Genomic DNA, 15,894 nt, shown 5'->3' with positions numbered 1-15,894 from the left:
TGACATCGCTTGGACATCGCCTTAGCTTCCGCGTCTCTTAAAGCTTGTTCTTGAGCTTGTGATTGAGCTTTGGCTTTCTCAGCAGCGACTGAACCGATTGTCACCGCCCAGATCACGATACTGGTCATGTTATGCACCTGGACTGGGGGCGTCTGAGGAAGAAGCTCCCTGACCAGAAGACGTGTCATGCCCGGATGTGGGCGCGCCGTCATGGCCAGGCGCCGATGATGCGGTAGCAGGAGCGCCTTCACCTGCAGGCGCATTCTGTGCGGATGCGGGAGCGCCATTATTGGCGGGGGCCATCTCCACGCTGGCGATGCGGTACGGCAGGATCGCAACGCGGGCATTGGTGACTTTGAAGGCAGCTTGTTCCTGGCCGTTCTGATCCTGCCAGGTATCGCGAACCATGCGGCCGTCGACCATCACGCTCATGCCGGGTTGATACAGGTTGGCCCACTGCTCAACATCGCGACCGAAGATCTCGACATTGGCCCAGAAACCGCCCTTGTCGACCGGGCCGTCTTCGGTTGGCACGAGGTTATCGAACTTGACGTTGAGTCGAAGCACACCGCGTGGCGGCTGGTTGCCATTGCTGGCGAACATGCGGACTTCGGGCGGTGTGCCGATACGGCCATCGTTGGTAAAGCGGGTGCTCATTAGAAACTCCAGAGATCAGTGGATGTACGAGCACTGTTGCGAAACCGGCCGACGCCGTCCTCCCAGAATGCTAACTGGTCCTTCAAACGTTTCTGTCGACCGTGGGCTGGCTCGTATCCGGCTCTATCCCGGCTCGGCGAAGCTGTTCTTCCAACCGCGCCACACGTTGCAGCACCTCCCAGTCCATTTGTCCACGCCTGACGCTAGCTTTCCAGTCAGCGACATAGCGACGCATGCAGGCCCGGACCACCTGTGAGGCAACATCATCCTGTGCCTCGCAGGCGGCATAAAACTGCTCAAGAAGTTCGCTAGGTACTCGGGTATGGAAGCGGTCGTGCTGACCCATGATTGACAGCCTCAAGCATTTCATGGTGATGTACGCGCTAGGTGCGCACAGTGTTTAGTTTAATGGAGAGTTCTGATGTTTCGATGCTGGCAGGCGATCCTGATCATTGGTGTTACCATTATTTTAGTTATTTCTGCTGCTGGTTTATGGGAAAAATTAGAGTCTAATGCTTTGGTCAAGTTCTTTACGGGATAAGGTGACCTTAGGGGGGTGACGTCAGTTTGGTCCTCACAGTAAGCCGTAATAGGAAAAAGACTATAGCGACCGCTACGACGATGTGAAATAACGTCAGAACATGAAAGCTAGCTTCGGCAAAGGCGCCTTCTAAACCAGACAATGATTCAGCAGCGGCCTGCATCCTAGTCTTGGTATGAATCCACCCGCTGACATTTACCAATATAAGTCCGATAATGCCAGGGCCCAGGTGCCGCGAACCCCATTTGGCAACCTGGTAACTCTTTGTCGATGGAAGGATGCTATCGCCTTTGACACACCAGCCCAGAATCACGGCCCCAGATAGCAAGAACAGCTCGCTCGTACCGTATAACCAGACAACCCGGTCGGGTTCATCCAACGCCAAGGCAGTGACAACCGTCAGACATGCCATGACGAACAGCATGATAGCCAGCGCTACGATGGCTTTCTTCATTGGCTGGTCCATCTCGAAACTCCAGTGATCAGTGCATGTACGAGCACTGTCCATGATGGGTATCGGGACTGTCCGCCTAGAATGTTAACGCGCCATCAGGGCATTCATTCTGCCGCAGCATCTGCTGCGTTCTGGTCTTGATTCTTGCAGTGCCGAGCTCCCACCGACTCGAGTGATCGTGTTCGCCACTGAATCTCCCGACGAAAGGTGTTGCAGTACCCGCCAACGTTGCGCATCGCACACCACACGAGTGTGCAGGAGCCCAAGAACATGACGAGCGCCTGACTGAGCACATAGAGTTTGCCGTAGTCGACGCTGTTCAACGGATTGGTCGGTGATAGGGACATCCAGATCAGTGCGCCCCCTACCGTCAGACCGCCCATGATGGTGATGGCCGCGACGAGCGTTCGAATCGTGGCAGCGATGATATTGCCGACCTGCTCTGCGTAATTCATCAGATCCCGAAGCTCTTCCCGCCGTGCCTCCTTGATGGCGTTTTGTACTAGTTCCCCTCGCTTATCCATCTCTATCCTCCTTCATATGGAGTTGGGCGGTGGCATTGCGCAGGACCGCATTACCCAGTTGATAGTGCCGATTGCACTCGGTCTGGAACACGGACGTCAGATGCTCCATGTCGGGCAGCCAGTGCTGCCGGATGCGCTTCAGTGTCATGTTGACCACGCTGACCTGGGCGTTATGGCACAGTCGCTCCATCTCGAGGTCATACAGGTCCTGTTTCAGCGGAAGGCTTACGTCATCACGTGACATGGCCGCATCCCATAGGTGTTGCCCCATCTTTTTCCCCATCCGATCCCGCCACCTGAGCGAGAGGGCCAGGCCTTCACGTGAACTGTCCCCATGGTTGCGCAATGACAGATCGAGAGCTGCCAGCCATCGGTTGTGACGGTTGCTGATCTCGATCCCCATCTGGGTGAGCCGTCCGCACTCGATCATCAACTCGTCGCGTAAGCGGAGGATTCCCCCCTTACCCTTAAAGGGTTTTAAAAGGCCCTTTGCGTAAGGTCGCGGTGCGAGCCTGTCGTCGGGTGGCGGTGCGGTGCGATTGGTCATGTCCTGCCCCAGTCAATGTGAGTAGAAGGGCTGCCCCAGCCCAGTCTTTCCCGCGCTCAGTGTCAGTCGACTGACTGCGGCACCTTCTTGGCCTGTTGGTGGCACCAACACCTGCCGCTGCTGTTAGGGTGATTCCACTGGAATCACCTGCGGCACCTTCCTGGTCTGTTGTTGGCACCAACACCTGCCGCTGCTGTTAGGGTGATTCCACTGGAATCACCTGCGGCACCTTCTTGGCCTGTTGTTGGCACCAACACCTGCCGCTGCTGTTAGGGTGATTCCACTGGAATCACCTGCGGCACCTTCTTGGCCTGTTGGTGGCACCAACACCTGCCGCTGCTGTTAGGGTGATTCCACTGGAATCACCTGCGGCACCTTCTTGGCCTGTTGTTGGCACCAACACCTGCCGCTGCTGTTAGGGTGATTCCACTGGAATCACCTGCGGCACCTTCCTGGCCTGTTGTTGGCACCAACACCTGCCGCTGCTGTTAGGGTGATTCCACTGGAATCACCTGCGGCACCTTCTTGGCCTGTTGGTGGCACCAACACCTGCCGCTGCTGTTAGGGTGATTCCACTGGAATCACCTGCGGCACCTTCTTGGCCTGTTGGTGGCACCAACACCTGCCGCTGCTGTTAGGGTGATTCCACTGGAATCACCTGCGGCACCTTCTTGGCCTGTTGGTGGCACCAACACCTGCCGCTGCTGTTAGGGTGATTCCACTGGAATCACCTGCGGCACCTTCTTGGCCTGTTGGTGGCACCAACACCTGCCGCTGCTGTTAGGGTGATTCCACTGGAATCACCTGCGGCACCTTCTTGGCCTGTTGGTGGCACCAACACCTGCCGCTGCTGTTAGGGTGATTCCACTGGAATCACCTGCGGCACCTTCTTGGCCTGTTGGTGGCACCAACACCTGCCGCTGCTGTTAGGGTGATTCCACTGGAATCACCTGCGGCACCTTCTTGGCCTGTTGGTGGCACCAACACCTGCCGCTGCTGTTAGGGTGATTCCACTGGAATCACCTGCGGCACCTTCTTGGCCTGTTGGTGGCACCAACACCTGCCGCTGCTGTTAGGGTGATTCCACTGGAATCACCTGCGGCACCTTCCTGGCCTGTTGGTGGCACCAACACCTGCCGCTGCTGTTAGGGTGATTCCACTGGAATCACCTGCGGCACCTTCCTGAAGTGATGGCCGTGCCATCAGTTCTGAGTCCGCAATGTCACGATCTTGCCAATACCTGTTGTGGTGTTCGGGGTGATGCCGGCGGCATCACCCGTTAGGCATATCCTGATCCAGGGGATCTTCGGTCGGAGCGTCCGACGTGGCATCGGCTGAACCAGTCGTCGGTGTATTAGGCGCTGCTTCAACCTCATCCCTCGAGGCATCAGGGCGTGTCGCTGCCGATGCTGCCTGGGCGTTTGGCGTCGTCTTGCGAATCGGCGGGGCGTACTTGCTCCGCCGCTTGCCCTGGGCCACGTCCTCGGGCAGCTCGCCACGCTTCTCGATGGCTTGACGGGCGCGCGCATTGTTGGCCGCCAGGTCATCGCGGGTGATGCCGCTGTAGCCGGGATAGCGCTTGGGGAAGTCGCACAAGCTGTGCATCTTGCGATGCACGCCCCGAAGGATGTTCTGCTCGGCGCCCGGCGACATCTGGGCGATGTGGCCGGCCAGCAAAACCTGGCGAACCAGGCGGTCATAGTCGAGCAACTGCCGAATGGCCAGCCAGCCCAGTTGACCGCCGGTGTAGATCGGCGTGGTGAAGGGTTGCTGACTGATGTTCTCCTCGACCGTCAGTCCCTCGGGGAGTTGGGCCAGCCGCTGCTCGGCCAGGTGGAGCTGATCGTTCAGGTATTGGCGGTTTTCTCGCAGCTTTTCCTCGATCTGGATGAGCCAATAGTCGGCATAGGGGTCGTCCTGGGCGGCATCCCGCTGAATCTTACCGATCATGGCCAACAGCTGCCGCATCCCGATGATCTGGGGTTTGCCGCTCTCGACGCCTCGGCCATGCCACAGGCGAGTTGCCTGGTAGGTGTGCAGCGTCATTCGAATCTTGCTGCGTAGGGCGCCCATTTGCTGCTGAGCTTGTGCTGCCATTGCGGTTCACTCCAGCGTGGATTCCATCTCGCGGGTTCATCTGGCCGAACGATGGCGAACGGCGCACGGCCTGGCGACCGAAAACGTTAAGTCCGGTGTTTGATGTTTTTTTCTAGCTCGTCAACGGTGCTCTCGAGGTCCTGCTAAATGATGGTTGATCACGGCAATCATCCGGCAGGACTGGCTAACACAGAACAGCGAGGCAATCAGCAGGAAGGCTGTCAGCCCAACGAACGAACCGAAGTAAGCTGAGGCATCAAGATAGTGAAGGTCCTCGGAATGGATGAGGTGATGATAGGCCCGTTGCGCCCACATCCATCCTTGGAGGGAGAAGACGAGGGCCATAACGGAGGGTAGCAAGGCGACCAATACCCAGCCGATGGCATCGATGGCTCGATGGGACGGGCTATCTCGCCCCATATCTGGAATGTGAGAAGGCAGTCTCCGAGATAAGCGGATCGGCGGCAACAGCAGCAAGGCAATGAAGGCGACCAAGTACCAGTAGAAATCGCCCAGTGTCGCCTGGCGTGTCATGCCCCATAACAGTCCGCCCTCAATCAGAATGAAAGCCGCCATCAAGGCAATGTCGATGCGAAGACGTTGGTGCTTGGTAGGTTTCATAGTGTCCTCCTTTCCATCACGTAAAGCGTGTTTCTATTGGAATCATCCTCATGGCCGTCGACTTCGGCCAACCAGCGCCCGAACCTCCTCGCGCGCCGCCTTGCCTTTCTCGGTCAACGTCGGCGGGGGCTTGTCCAGCCACTCAGGACGCGAGGCGACCGGTGACGGCGATCGGGGAGTGGCCGCCCCAGGTGGCGACGTCGATGACGCACCTGACGGCGGCGAGGCGACGTACCGTTGCGCAAACTGGGTCGCGTTGAACTCGCCCTGGCAGGCCTTGGTGGCCAGGCTGCGCAGCAGGCCGACCGGACTTCGGCAGTGTCCGGCATCAACGCGACCGGCGACCTCGTCCAGGACGCGCTGTTGGGTGTCGTTCGGCAAGGGAGCGAACCAGCCCATCACCCGTTGGCGATCCGTGGCACTCAGATCCAGGCAGCCATGCCAAACCAACCCGGGGTTGGTATTACTACCTACAGTACCGGTACCGTGCGCGCCCGCACGTACGGTAGGGGCCGAGTACTCATTGAGTACTGAGGGGTAAGTATTTGATTCTGGACAGAGTACTTGTTGAGTACTGGGGGCAGTACTCGATGGCTCGCCGCTTAGTACTCCTTGAGTACTGCGATCTAAGTGCTTGTTTTCAGACTTAGTACTCCCTGAGTACTGCCCAGTACTCGGGGAGGACTGGGCGGGCTTCCCTGAGTACTCGGGTTGAACCTCCTCGAACCGGGCGGCCCGTTTCTGGAAGCGTTCCAAGGGCTCTGGCGTCTTGTCCTGCACGCGCTGCGAGTGAGCCGCCGTGAGCAGAATGCCATCCTCGGCGAGTTCCTCACGGATATGCTGAGCGACCTCGCGGATGGCCGGCGTTCTGTGCTCGCAACTCTGGGCGACGAACGTCAGATAGTCACCATCGATGAGCGTTGCCTCTGTAGGGGAGACTGGCTCGTCGTGCAAAACATAAACGTTGCCCAGCACGCGACCGTTGGTGGCGTGCCGGGCACGATGCGCCAATGACATCCAACGGGTCAGTCGCAGGATGGCGATGACCCGAGCCACGGTGCTTCTCGATGATGATTTACCGAGTCCGGCTCTCAACAGGGGCTGCAGTTGATCATAGGTGGGAAACGCTGTGGTCTTGTCGTCGTTGGCCAGTAGGCGGATCATCTGCCAGCCGAGAATATCCACTGCACCCAATCGCTCATCGAGCAACAGGGCGCGCGGCACGGTTTCGTGAGGGTTGCCCAGGAACAGCAGCCCGTCCAGTGACTCGGGTTCGTCCGACGAATCCGACGGCGCCGGGGCCTCCCCCCGGCGCGTGACTTGTGACGTGGCCCGACCGATGAGGGCCTGCAGCGTGTCTACCCGGCGCATGCTGGCCTCCCGCTGTCAAAAGGGCCGTCGGCTTCCTCCTCTTCGAGTTCTCCTCGCGGGGCATTCGGTTCGGCCCAGGCCTTGACCAGGTGCCAGATCACCGCGAGCGGAATCTGGGTTTCCTCGGCCAGGGTCATCATGCCGTGCAGATCCTCGGTCGCCCGGGGCTGGTCAGGCGTCTCGCAGATGGACTGCCAGCGGTGCCAGGCATCGTGTTCCACCGCCTCCTCCGGCATGGCCAGGCGGCCCTGACGGGAGGGCAGACCGAGCAACGAGCGGCGCGTCGCGCAGTCGTTGCCGGTCAAGCCGAAGAAGGTCGACATCATGGTGACGCTGGCCCCGAGCGTCAGGCAGCGATCGATGCGGGTCTCGCGATCCTGGTCCTCGATCAGGCGCTGCATGACGATCAGCAGCATCTCGTGGTCCACCGTCAACCGGCAGACGGCGGGGCCGTCGCAGGACAGGGCCTCGATGTCGGTGGCACTGAGCCGTCGCAATTCACGCAACTCGTCGTCGCTGAATCCCAGCGCGCGGGCGCGGCGCATGTTGCCCTCGCGCAGATAGCCGATGGCCTGATTGAGCACGGCGAGGGTTAGCGAACGGCTCATATGACGCGGTTGTTGGTTCTGGTTCATGAGGCATCCTCCTCAGCGAGCGCATCCTTCAGCAGACGAATCAAGCGGATCAGGCGGAACAGCCGCACCAGGACCTCGTCCGGCAGCCGTTCGTCGTCGTCAGTGCCGCTGATCAGGACACCGAGCACCGACAGTTCCATGGGATAGGCCGGGTTGAGTTCCTCTTCGCCCAACAGGCCGGCGAGCAGTTGCCAGACGCGTTGGGCACGCGGGCTCTGGGCCTGTGCTTCGTTGAGCGGTTCGAGGGTGTACCCGAGTCCCTCGTCATAGGTGGGCTGCACCGGGTTATCGCTGTCGCCGGGCAGGTTGAAGCCGGCCCAACGCGCGAGCGCTTGCGCGAACTGGGAAATCTGGATGCGCAGTTCACGGGGCTCACGGTATTGGGGCTCGACGTACCAGAGGTCGGTGATCGGGTGCATCGGGCCGTCGGACATCAGTGGAATCGCCCGCAGCGCATTGTCCTCGAAGTCGTTGGGCGCTTCGCCATGCTCGCGGGTGAGCATGGCACGCAAGCGGCGGTGGCCCTCGGATTCCTTGACCTCGGAGAGCGTCAGGGCGTCACGCCTGTCGTCCAGCAGTGCATCCAGGGCCTCGGTAGTCGCCGTGTCATCAGCCTCCGTCGTGGTGTCAGAAAGCGAGGGGCTGGCGTCGGCCTCCATCGTGGTTGGTGCGACGTTCTCATCATCGGCGCGGGAGGACAGTTGTGCCTCGAGTTCGCGAACCTTGGCCTCCAAGGCAGAGACCTGATCGTCATCGCCAGCGACCGGCGGCGCGGAGGGTGCCTCCGGTACTGTGTTGTCGGACGGCTCGTTATCCGTCTCTAGAGTGACCGGTTCTCCGGTACTGTCCCCCAACGGCGCCTGATCATCTGCGCGTGGTGCCGTCCTGGGTGGCTTACTGGTCCCGGCCTCGGGTTCCGCTGGCCACAGTGGAGGGGCATTCTCGGGATCCCGCGCACGCTGGATCTCGGCATCCAAGGGCAGCCAGATGTCCTGGCAGTCGTCGGTAATCGGCCAGCGACGCTGGCGATACGTCAGGATCTGCTTCAGGGCATTCTCGATCGGGTGCAGGTGAATATCGGTCGAGTGGTCTTCGAGCATGCCCAGCAGGCGGTCCTCGACGATCGACCACGGCAGCTCGGTCTGTTCCTCGTGATCGAACTGAGTAAGGACCTCGTGGAAGGCCGGACCGAACTCCTCCTCGGGCCGCTCGTCGATGTGCTTCCAGATGCGCAGGCAGGCCTCGCGGTAGGCAACCAGTTTTTCGATTTGAGGACGGCCAAGTCCGCTCTCCAGAGTCAGCGGCAATGATGGCCACAGGTACTCAACGGTATAGAGCATTTTTGAGATATGACTTTGGCTCATAGCAAAGCCTAGATCTCTGGCCTTCTGGACAAGTGCCCGCTGCGACAGCGTCTCGCCGGCTTCCTCCTCGAGGGTATGCTTGAGCTGCTCGATGCCCAATGCCTTCTCGATCCAGCTCAGCTCACCGTGGTCCTTGTCCTCAGACAAGTGGCCGGCCAGCACATGCGCCTCGCTGACCCAGGGGCGGTAGATCACCCAGTTGGTGTTGAAGCGCTCTTCCCCGGTTTCCTCGTAGAGTTCGTTGAGGATCTGCAGGCGGGTGTTGCCGCCGTCCGAGATCATGTACTTGTCATCACCGGGACGTTGCGTCACCGGCGGTGGCTGCTTCAGCCCCACCTCCCGAATAGACGCCTTGATCTCGTCATAGCGCGGGTTGCGCTGCTTTCGCGGGTTTCGGTCATAGGGCCGCAACTGGTCGAGCGTGAGTTCCATGCCCATCTCGGCGGCGGGCGCCGTCACCTTGTCCACGCGCTCCCGGTTCAAGGTCGGGCCTGGCTTGGTCAGGGCTTCCATCATCTGTTCCTGCGTGGGTTGTTTCTTGCTCATATTCAGCGGTCTCCTGCCTCTCCATCCGTGTGGCGGAGGGTCAATCCAGTTCGGCCTCGGCGCCGGCGGACAACAGGCGCTCAAGGTTGAGGGTCAGTTCACGCAGCGGGCGACGGACAGCGTCCTCCCGGTTCACGGGCCACTGGCGATGCAGGCAATACAGGTTGTCGAGGACCACGGTCAGGGCATCGAGGTCGGTCAATGCCTGCATCTCCAGTTCGGCCAGCCGACGGGATTCCGCGGCGCTCTCCAGTCGCCCACAGGCGGCGCGTAGCAGCAGTGCGGTGTCGGCCAGCAGGTCGTGCCAGGGGGCGAGATCGGAGTGGGCCAACGCCCCTCGCATCAGGTGCTGCATCGGGCACAGCAGCTGCAGGTCGGCCTGGGCGACCTCCTGGTCGAGACCCAGATAGCACTCCTGGCAGCCATGCGTGCGCGTGATGGGAAAATCGACAATGTCACCCATGACCGAGGGCCTCCCGTTCCGGTGTCTGGATGGCGTCGTGCAGCCGGACCTGCCGGCCCGCGTCGTAGCCCTGGTGGACTGCCTGGTAATCGTGGTGACGAAGTTGGCCGCGCTGACGTGGTGACAGAGAGCTGAGCTCGCCGTGTTGCCGCTGGGCATAGGCCTCGAGGGCCTCGGTCGCCGCCGGGGAAAGTTCGACCGGCACGATGGATTCCCTTGCACCGGCGACCCAGGCTTCGGCGAAGGCATCGCCTCGGCGGATGCGCGTGGCACGCTTGATGCGCCGGTTGAGGCCCGACTGGTAGGCCTGGCGATCGCGGATCAACTGGCGTTGCAGCACCTCATAGGCGTAGGCGGCTACCTGGCTGGCCCCATCGGTGCCCAGGAACTGCCACTGGCCGATCCAGCGCACCTGAGTGCCGCTGAGCTGCGGCGTGGCCAAATAGACCGCCTGGGTACCAAAAGCGCTATTGACCAGGGTGGCGAGCGAATTGAGATAGCGAGGCGGCGTCTTACCCGCCTGCGCGGTGGCTGTGTGATCGGTCACCGATGCCAGGGTGATGTCCTGTTCGCTCAGTCCATAGCGTTGCATCAGCTGCTGAGCCTGACGCAGCGCGATGCCCGCTTCATGGGCATTAGCGCTTTGCGACAGTGCGAGGCAACGCTCGATCTTGCGCATGATGCGATCAGGGATCATGAGGCACCTCCTGCCGTCAGGGACAGCACGGTATTGTTGCGCTGGGGGAGGTGGAGTGCCGCCGGCTCTTTGAGCAGGTAGCCCTTGATCTTGCGGACCGGACGGCCGGGGGCGCCTACCAGTGAAGCCTGGTGGATGTTGGTCCCATCCTCATGAACCCGGTGGAGGCCCAGCTTCTGGAAGCGCTGTTGGACATCTCGCCAGTCACTGACCAGGTCATCGTGCTCGAGACAGAACCGCCGGAAGATGCCCGGGCTCACCAACAGCCAGGTGCCTTCAACACCATGGACGAGGGCACCCCGCGTATTGGTGTTCAACCGCCCGTCCTGAAGCCCCCGCTGCAGCCAGTGGAGAAAGACGTCGCCGATCGACCGGGGGCTCGGCGCGGCATCCCCGGGGACATCGTCGACGGCCGCGACGCGTGAACGCCTGTCCGGTGCCTGACGGCCATGCTCGATGGCCGAGGCAATCGCCAGGAATTCACTGACTCGGCGGAGATTGGCCATCCACCCATTGCGCGACGGCTTTTCCAGGAGTCGGAACACACCCTGGCGGACATCGTCGCTTTGCAGCAGATGCGCATATTGCCCCGAGAGGTGTTCAAACGCAGCGACGATACCATCGCGCTTCGCCTGTTCAATCGACGGGGCCGCCAGTTGGTCGAGGGGTTGTTCTGGATCTCGACGTTCAGTGTACATAGGCCCCTCCAGCCTGATACGCGAGGCGTTCCGCCCGTCGAAGGCGCGCGATGGCATTACGCTGCGAGCGAACATCGCTTGGTGTGGCACTGGTAAACACCGGCGGCAGGCCCGGCCGGGTCATTCGCAGATGCCCGCCACGGGTGCGTTGGATGTGCCAGCCGTGGTCGCGGGCATACTGCACGACGCGTTCGATGCCCTTCCCGAACTGGTTAGCCATGGCGGACCTCCTCGAGCAGCAGCTCGCTGTGGTGGACGTGGTCCCGGAACAGATCCAGCTGGCCCTCCAGGGCGTGGATCAATAATCGTTTGCGGGCCTGCAAGGCCTGGACGTCGCGCTCCAGTTGCTGGTATTTCGCGCGCAGCTCGGCCAGGCGGGATTCCAACTCGGTGAGCTCTTGTTTCATTGTCTGTTCGTTCATCACGCCACCTCCCGCTCGGCCAGGAGCTCGTCGAGCCGCAGCCCCCAGGCGAGGGCGGCGATGTCCGGGGACCAGGGTTCAATGGGCTCTTCGAGTGGCTCGACACCCTCGAGGCAGGGCCATTCCATGGGTGAGTCCGGCAGCAGGTCGCGCCGCTCTGTTGCGAGCAGCTGCAGGTCGGCGGACTTGACGCTGGCCGGCAGCACCGGGTCCACGCTGAATCGCTGGGCAATGGCGGACCAGAGGCGTTGCTCGATGGCTTTGTAAGCCGGCAGCATTGATTTCAGCGGCGAAACCAGATCGCCGATGTAGGCTTCGGTGGCGTCGTGCAGCAAGGCGGCCAGGGCGTCCTCGCGGGGAACGATCTCGCTGACGTGCACACAATGCTGTGCGACGGAATAGAACTGGCGAGAGTGGCCGCCGAATCGGCAGATGCGTGACAGCGCCTGGGCAATGTCGCGATCATCGATACAGCGCCACGTGGGGAACGTCAGGGACATCGGCCAGCCGGATGCGGTCAGAATAGCCGGTGACGGCGAGACGTTGAGGGCCTGTTCGACGGATCGTTCCACGATGGCGTCTTGAGCCTGGGCACGCAGAGCGGCGAGGTCGTAACGGCCATCAGCATCGGGCTCAGTTGTGATGCCCAACACGTCGATCAATCGATGCAACGCGGCCTCGGCCGAGAACAGTCGGGAAACCTGCGTCTCCAGGTGATGGATGATGCGGCGGTCCGAATCCCTATCGTGGAGGGGCTGCGTTGTCATGCGGCACCTCCTTGCTTCGGCGGATCCAGGATCAGCTTGTTTCCGACCATGCGGCCGGACCATCCACTGAGCTGGCACCAGTCCTCTGCGGCCTGAATGATCTGGTCGCGCAGCGGTTCCCGGTACTCGGGATGGCTGAGCGCCAGGTGCCCGGACATTTCCGAGATCAAGCCCATTGCACCGGCATACTGCATGTGCAGTTTACGGTTCTCTTGCTCGAGCTCCTCGATGCGCTCAGCGGCCCGCCATGCTGGAGTTTCCTCCAGGGGTTGAGACCCGCAAGAGCGCGCTTGCTGGATGCGGGCCATATCGCGGAGATAGTCCGGTGTGATCGGGTTCATGAGGCACCACCCTGCTCTGTTTTCCAGAAGCGCTGCATCACGCGGTCGCCGTCGTCCAGGAACTCGTGCAATTCGTGACTGGCGTAAGCGGACCACTCGATGACCGTGAGGGCCGCCCGCTGCAGGTCTCGGTCCAGGCAGCGCAGGCGGTGAAGCTCAAGCGGCCATTCGTCACCGTTGTAGATGGCGAGCAGAATTCGACGGCAGTGTCGGCTCTGTCCGGTGTCGCGGTTGGCGACTTGGACGAGGTTCTCCAGAGCCGATTGGCCGGATTCATGGAGGTCGGCCAGACGCTCCTCGACGTAGGTTTCCTCGGCGAAGTGCGTTTCCAGGGCCTGGCGGCTGCGCTCGTTGAGCCGCTGCGTTACCGCGGGCATACGAGATTCCGTGCTCATGCACCACCTCCTGCCGTCTGCAGGGGCGGCATTTGATCCAGGATGTTGAACAGGGTGACCAGGCGTTCATCATCGGCCTCCCGGAACCGGGCGAAAGCGGCGTCCCGACAGCCCTCCATCAGGAAAGGCACCATGTCGGCGAACACGGCCTCGGTCAGCGGGAGCTCGCTGCCTTCGGTCACGACCATCGGAACAACCTCCAGTCGTCGTCCCGTGGTGGCCTCGGTGATGTTGATCTGGCGGTTGTCACCGTGCGTCTCGAGCCAGGCAAACGCCGTGATGGTGCGACCGATCAGGCTGGCTGGCCCGGATGTGATCTCGGCGGACAGTTCACCGAAGGCTTTCACCTCAACGGGGCCGGACGCCGTCTGGATGAGCCGGGTGGCGTTCTCGTCATGCCCGATGATGTGGGTGGTTTCGTGCAGATGGCTCATGACAGCACCTCCCGGTGTTTCCACTCGAGGTTCTCGAACCGGGTCTGTTCATCGAGCCATGCAAGATGGACGGTGCCGGTTGGCCCGTTGCGCTGTTTGCCCAGGATGAGCTCGGCCAGGCCGTGGTTCTCGGGATTGTCGGGGTGGTAAACCTCGTCGCGGTAGACGAAGCCGATGAGATCGGCATCTTGCTCGAGCGAGCCCGAGTCCCGGAGGTCGGCCATGGTCGGTCTCTTGTTCGGGCGGTTTTCCAACTGGCGGTTGAGCTGGGAAAGGGCAATGAGGGGACAGCTCAGCTCCTTGGCGGTGGCTTTCAGGATCCGGCTGATGGCACTGATCTCTAGGTTGCGGTTCTCACCACCGGCACTTGGCTCGGTGAGCATCTGCAGGTAGTCCACCAGAATCAGTGCGGGACGACCGTGCTTACGGGCAATACGCCGTGCGCGGGTCTTCAGGGTCGAGGCATGGAGTCCGCCTTCATCATCGATGAACAGACGGTTCTCGAAGTCCCTCGCCTTGGCGACTGCCGCGGCCAGAGTCGGCCATTGGTCGTCCTCGAGCTGGCCGGATCGCAAGGCCTGCAGGGGGAGTCGGCCGATACTGGCCAGCAGGCGGAGCATGAGGTCCTCGCGGGGCATTTCCAGCGAGAAGACGATCACCGGGCCTTGTGCCTGGGTGGCCGTCGACGCCAGGACGTTCTCGGTGATGCCCATGCCCAGGGCGCTCTTGCCCATGGAAGGGCGCCCGGCGAGGATCACCAGGTCGGCGGGCTGCAGACCGGTGGTCATCCGGTCGACGTCGGTGAAGCCTGTTGGCACGCCGGTGATGCCGCCGTCCGACTGGGACGCGATGTCGATGCGGTCGATCACTTCCTCCAGGATTTCCCTGACAGAGCCCTGGGCTTGCCGGCGGTCATCGACGAGCTCGAACAGTTGTTGTTCGGCGGCCTCGATGATCGAGGTTGCGCTACGTCCCTGTGCATCGAGCGCCTGCCGGTTGAGCGCCACCGCCGTCTGCGACAGTTGCCGCAACTGGTAGCGATCCCGGACGATATCAGCGTAGGCGGTGATATTGGCGGCACTCGGCGTGTGTCGGGCAATCTCGGCGAGATAGTTCAGGCCGCCGATCGTCTCCAGACGATTGTGTTGCTCGAGCGCCTCCGACAGCGTCACGACATCGATCGGTGCCTCCTGGGCGATGAGGTCGCGCATTGCCTCGAAGATGTGGCGGTGTTCAGGCCGATAGAACATGCCGCCATCGAGACGATCGGCGATGTCGTCCCAGGCGCGGTTGTCGAGCATGAGGCCACCGATCACGGACTGCTCGGCCTCGAGGCTGTGCGGCAACTGGTAGCCGATCTGGGGCACGACATCCTGTGCGATAGGGGCTTCAGTGGGCATGACGGCCTCCTTGTGCCTGCAAGGTGGCCTGAAGTCCTGTCAGTGCCGGCGCCCATGCCGGATTGAGTTCGCAGGCGACGTCGATGATCTGATCGGCGCCGGCCGGGGCGACGCGGTCCCGATAGGGTTTGCGGGGTTCGAAGCGATGGATCGGTTGGCCGACCGCACTGGCCTGACGGAAAGCCGTCAGGTTACGCAGGGCGCTATCGAGGATGGTGACGCGGCCGTCGGGATCGTCGTAGAGGTCACGCAGGGTATTGGCGACGTTCTGCGCGTCACGAGTATAGTCGAGCCGATTGAGCATCAGGGAGATGCGTGGCAGGTCCAACGCGGTGTAGCGCGTCAACGGCTCCAGGTCGTCCAGCAACCCTACCGTGCCGCGGATGAACTCGCGGGCGGAGAGCAGCTCACTGGTGATCGGGGACAACGCGTGGTCGGAAGCCACCACGGCCGCCTCGAGCACAATGGAGCGGGCGCCCTGGGTGTCGATCAGGATGACGTCGTAGTCGGGTAGCTGGCCGAGCAGGTGGTGAAGCCGGAAACGGCCATCCGGGGCCCCATGCAGGAGTTGGGGGAGCTGGCCGAGGCTGTCGTTGGAGGTGATCAGGTCCAGCCCCTCGATCGTGGTCGAGGAGATGATCTGTTCGGGCTCGGTGATGTTGAGGGCGATCAACTCGTAGATCCCGCCCGGGGCGTCGTGAGCCAGCGGGTAGTAGCTGCTCAGCGTGGGCTGGGTATCGAGGTCGATCAGCAGGGTGCGGAAGCCGGCTGCGGCCAGCAAGCCGCCGAGGTTAGCGGTCGTGGTCGTCTTGCCGACGCCGCCCTTGGAAGAGATGATGGATATGACGCGCATGCGAAAACCCCGTGTTCGTTGAGGACGAACGGGGTTGCGCTTATAAACCCAATTCCCTTATAGGAAA

20 protein-coding genes are annotated in these 15,894 nt (G+C 61.7%); all 20 read right to left on the bottom strand.

Features of this window, described 5'->3' with window-relative positions; translation table 11 throughout:
• Positions 1-129: 129 nt before the first annotated feature.
• Positions 130-657, bottom strand: a complete 528-nt coding sequence (locus HELO_RS16580) for a single-stranded DNA-binding protein (RefSeq protein ID WP_013333793.1) — start codon at positions 655-657, stop codon at positions 130-132.
• 548 nt (positions 658-1,205) lie between these two features.
• Complete coding sequence (locus tag HELO_RS16570) at positions 1,206-1,664, bottom strand: hypothetical protein (RefSeq protein WP_041602215.1); 459 nt, start codon at positions 1,662-1,664, stop codon at positions 1,206-1,208.
• Between the two features lie 92 nt (positions 1,665-1,756).
• The gene (locus HELO_RS16565) at positions 1,757-2,176 is read right to left on the bottom strand and encodes a hypothetical protein (protein ID WP_013333792.1); all 420 of its coding nucleotides are present in this window, start codon (positions 2,174-2,176) and stop codon (positions 1,757-1,759) included.
• Positions 2,169-2,723: a DUF3158 family protein gene (locus HELO_RS16560; RefSeq protein WP_013333791.1), complete on the bottom strand. Its 555-nt coding sequence runs from the start codon at positions 2,721-2,723 to the stop codon at positions 2,169-2,171. Before HELO_RS16560 ends, HELO_RS16565 begins: the two co-directional genes overlap by 8 nt.
• 1,272 nt (positions 2,724-3,995) lie before the next feature.
• Positions 3,996-4,820 (bottom strand): PFL_4669 family integrating conjugative element protein, encoded by an 825-nt coding sequence (locus tag HELO_RS16555; RefSeq protein WP_013333790.1) that lies wholly within the window; start codon positions 4,818-4,820, stop codon positions 3,996-3,998.
• A gap of 120 nt (positions 4,821-4,940) precedes the next feature.
• Positions 4,941-5,441: a hypothetical protein gene (locus HELO_RS16550; RefSeq protein WP_041602213.1), complete on the bottom strand. Its 501-nt coding sequence runs from the start codon at positions 5,439-5,441 to the stop codon at positions 4,941-4,943.
• Positions 5,442-5,489: 48 nt separating this feature from the next.
• Entirely contained in the window at positions 5,490-6,812 is a 1,323-nt protein-coding gene (locus tag HELO_RS16545; RefSeq protein ID WP_013333789.1) for an STY4528 family pathogenicity island replication protein, read from the bottom strand.
• Positions 6,800-7,447 carry a DUF2857 domain-containing protein gene (locus HELO_RS16540; RefSeq protein WP_013333788.1) on the bottom strand — a complete coding sequence of 216 codons (648 nt, stop codon included), beginning with the start codon at positions 7,445-7,447 and terminating at the stop codon, positions 6,800-6,802. The genes HELO_RS16545 and HELO_RS16540 overlap by 13 nt, the downstream gene beginning before the upstream one ends.
• A complete protein-coding gene (locus tag HELO_RS16535) occupies positions 7,444-9,357 on the bottom strand; it encodes a ParB family protein (protein WP_013333787.1) in 1,914 nt (637 codons plus the stop codon). Before HELO_RS16535 ends, HELO_RS16540 begins: the two co-directional genes overlap by 4 nt.
• Before the next feature lie 40 nt (positions 9,358-9,397).
• Positions 9,398-9,820: a hypothetical protein gene (locus HELO_RS16530; RefSeq protein WP_013333786.1), complete on the bottom strand. Its 423-nt coding sequence runs from the start codon at positions 9,818-9,820 to the stop codon at positions 9,398-9,400.
• Positions 9,813-10,517, bottom strand: coding sequence for a DUF2786 domain-containing protein (locus tag HELO_RS16525; RefSeq protein WP_013333785.1), 705 nt, complete (start codon positions 10,515-10,517; stop codon positions 9,813-9,815). The genes HELO_RS16530 and HELO_RS16525 overlap by 8 nt, the downstream gene beginning before the upstream one ends.
• Positions 10,514-11,215: a conjugal transfer nickase/helicase domain-containing protein gene (locus tag HELO_RS16520; protein WP_013333784.1), complete on the bottom strand. Its 702-nt coding sequence runs from the start codon at positions 11,213-11,215 to the stop codon at positions 10,514-10,516. Before HELO_RS16520 ends, HELO_RS16525 begins: the two co-directional genes overlap by 4 nt.
• Positions 11,205-11,435: a type II toxin-antitoxin system HicA family toxin gene (locus HELO_RS16515; protein ID WP_041602212.1), complete on the bottom strand. Its 231-nt coding sequence runs from the start codon at positions 11,433-11,435 to the stop codon at positions 11,205-11,207. Before HELO_RS16515 ends, HELO_RS16520 begins: the two co-directional genes overlap by 11 nt.
• The gene (locus tag HELO_RS16510; protein WP_013333783.1) at positions 11,428-11,637 is read right to left on the bottom strand and encodes a hypothetical protein; all 210 of its coding nucleotides are present in this window, start codon (positions 11,635-11,637) and stop codon (positions 11,428-11,430) included. Before HELO_RS16510 ends, HELO_RS16515 begins: the two co-directional genes overlap by 8 nt.
• Positions 11,637-12,404 (bottom strand): hypothetical protein, encoded by a 768-nt coding sequence (locus HELO_RS16505; RefSeq protein WP_013333782.1) that lies wholly within the window; start codon positions 12,402-12,404, stop codon positions 11,637-11,639. The genes HELO_RS16510 and HELO_RS16505 overlap by 1 nt, the downstream gene beginning before the upstream one ends.
• The gene (locus HELO_RS16500) at positions 12,401-12,745 is read right to left on the bottom strand and encodes a hypothetical protein (RefSeq protein ID WP_013333781.1); all 345 of its coding nucleotides are present in this window, start codon (positions 12,743-12,745) and stop codon (positions 12,401-12,403) included. The genes HELO_RS16505 and HELO_RS16500 overlap by 4 nt, the downstream gene beginning before the upstream one ends.
• The gene (locus HELO_RS16495; protein ID WP_013333780.1) at positions 12,742-13,140 is read right to left on the bottom strand and encodes a DUF7673 family protein; all 399 of its coding nucleotides are present in this window, start codon (positions 13,138-13,140) and stop codon (positions 12,742-12,744) included. The genes HELO_RS16500 and HELO_RS16495 overlap by 4 nt, the downstream gene beginning before the upstream one ends.
• Positions 13,137-13,574, bottom strand: coding sequence for a hypothetical protein (locus tag HELO_RS16490; protein ID WP_013333779.1), 438 nt, complete (start codon positions 13,572-13,574; stop codon positions 13,137-13,139). The genes HELO_RS16495 and HELO_RS16490 overlap by 4 nt, the downstream gene beginning before the upstream one ends.
• Entirely contained in the window at positions 13,571-14,974 is a 1,404-nt protein-coding gene (gene dnaB, locus HELO_RS16485; RefSeq protein ID WP_013333778.1) for a replicative DNA helicase, read from the bottom strand. The genes HELO_RS16490 and dnaB overlap by 4 nt, the downstream gene beginning before the upstream one ends.
• A complete protein-coding gene (locus HELO_RS16480; RefSeq protein ID WP_013333777.1) occupies positions 14,964-15,827 on the bottom strand; it encodes a ParA family protein in 864 nt (287 codons plus the stop codon). Before HELO_RS16480 ends, dnaB begins: the two co-directional genes overlap by 11 nt.
• Between the last annotated feature and the right edge of the window lie 67 nt (positions 15,828-15,894).

It is taken from the genome of Halomonas elongata DSM 2581 (assembly GCF_000196875.2).
Taxonomy (GTDB): domain Bacteria; phylum Pseudomonadota; class Gammaproteobacteria; order Pseudomonadales; family Halomonadaceae; genus Halomonas; species Halomonas elongata.
Note: the sequence above shows the minus strand (reverse complement) of the source record. Positions and strands in the feature narration are given on the sequence as shown.

Bases quoted from the DNA above. Each gene is read 5' to 3' on its own strand.
- HELO_RS16580 (WP_013333793.1), bottom strand. From the start codon at position 657: ATGAGCACCCGCTTTACCAACGATGGCCGTATCGGCACACCGCCCGAA.
- HELO_RS16570 (WP_041602215.1), bottom strand. From the start codon at position 1,664: ATGGACCAGCCAATGAAGAAAGCCATCGTAGCGCTGGCTATCATGCTG.
- HELO_RS16565 (WP_013333792.1), bottom strand. From the start codon at position 2,176: ATGGATAAGCGAGGGGAACTAGTACAAAACGCCATCAAGGAGGCACGG.
- HELO_RS16560 (WP_013333791.1), bottom strand. From the start codon at position 2,723: ATGACCAATCGCACCGCACCGCCACCCGACGACAGGCTCGCACCGCGA.
- HELO_RS16555 (WP_013333790.1), bottom strand. From the start codon at position 4,820: ATGGCAGCACAAGCTCAGCAGCAAATGGGCGCCCTACGCAGCAAGATT.
- HELO_RS16550 (WP_041602213.1), bottom strand. From the start codon at position 5,441: ATGAAACCTACCAAGCACCAACGTCTTCGCATCGACATTGCCTTGATG.
- HELO_RS16545 (WP_013333789.1), bottom strand. From the start codon at position 6,812: ATGCGCCGGGTAGACACGCTGCAGGCCCTCATCGGTCGGGCCACGTCA.
- HELO_RS16540 (WP_013333788.1), bottom strand. From the start codon at position 7,447: ATGAACCAGAACCAACAACCGCGTCATATGAGCCGTTCGCTAACCCTC.
- HELO_RS16535 (WP_013333787.1), bottom strand. From the start codon at position 9,357: ATGAGCAAGAAACAACCCACGCAGGAACAGATGATGGAAGCCCTGACC.
- HELO_RS16530 (WP_013333786.1), bottom strand. From the start codon at position 9,820: ATGGGTGACATTGTCGATTTTCCCATCACGCGCACGCATGGCTGCCAG.
- HELO_RS16525 (WP_013333785.1), bottom strand. From the start codon at position 10,517: ATGATCCCTGATCGCATCATGCGCAAGATCGAGCGTTGCCTCGCACTG.
- HELO_RS16520 (WP_013333784.1), bottom strand. From the start codon at position 11,215: ATGTACACTGAACGTCGAGATCCAGAACAACCCCTCGACCAACTGGCG.
- HELO_RS16515 (WP_041602212.1), bottom strand. From the start codon at position 11,435: ATGGCTAACCAGTTCGGGAAGGGCATCGAACGCGTCGTGCAGTATGCC.
- HELO_RS16510 (WP_013333783.1), bottom strand. From the start codon at position 11,637: ATGAACGAACAGACAATGAAACAAGAGCTCACCGAGTTGGAATCCCGC.
- HELO_RS16505 (WP_013333782.1), bottom strand. From the start codon at position 12,404: ATGACAACGCAGCCCCTCCACGATAGGGATTCGGACCGCCGCATCATC.
- HELO_RS16500 (WP_013333781.1), bottom strand. From the start codon at position 12,745: ATGAACCCGATCACACCGGACTATCTCCGCGATATGGCCCGCATCCAG.
- HELO_RS16495 (WP_013333780.1), bottom strand. From the start codon at position 13,140: ATGAGCACGGAATCTCGTATGCCCGCGGTAACGCAGCGGCTCAACGAG.
- HELO_RS16490 (WP_013333779.1), bottom strand. From the start codon at position 13,574: ATGAGCCATCTGCACGAAACCACCCACATCATCGGGCATGACGAGAAC.
- dnaB (WP_013333778.1), bottom strand. From the start codon at position 14,974: ATGCCCACTGAAGCCCCTATCGCACAGGATGTCGTGCCCCAGATCGGC.
- HELO_RS16480 (WP_013333777.1), bottom strand. From the start codon at position 15,827: ATGCGCGTCATATCCATCATCTCTTCCAAGGGCGGCGTCGGCAAGACG.